The organism is Methylobacterium sp. AC690 (assembly GCF_979256535.1).
Genome location: NZ_CEEDOX010000071.1, coordinates 1 through 289, shown reverse-complemented (window position 1 = coordinate 289; position 289 = coordinate 1). Strand labels below are relative to the sequence as shown.

At 59.9% G+C, this 289-nt stretch carries 1 protein-coding gene; it reads right to left on the bottom strand.

Annotated features, from left to right (window positions below; translation table 11 throughout):
* Positions 1-220, bottom strand: a 220-nt coding sequence (locus AC0IY1_RS25370; protein WP_471773345.1) for a leucine zipper domain-containing protein, incomplete at its 3' end; no start/stop codon positions are given.
* Positions 221-289 lie beyond the last annotated feature (69 nt).

The window sequence follows — 289 nt, the reverse complement described above, 5'->3', positions numbered from 1 at the left end:
AGAGCTTGGCTGCAGGTCGACGGATCCGGTGCGGCTTGCTGGAGCGATCCTGCATCCCAAACTCACCCTCTTCCCGGTAGCGGCCTGCCCATTTCCGGGCAGTGATCGGGGAGACCATGAACATCTTTGCGGCGATCGTGGCCGGATAGCCGTCTTCGACAATCAGCCGAGCTAACCGGAGACGGGCACGAGGAGTGAGAAGAGCGTTCGGATGGGTCACATATGGTGCACTCTCAGTACAATCTGCTCTGATGCCGCATAGTTAAGCCAGCCCCGACACCCGCCAACA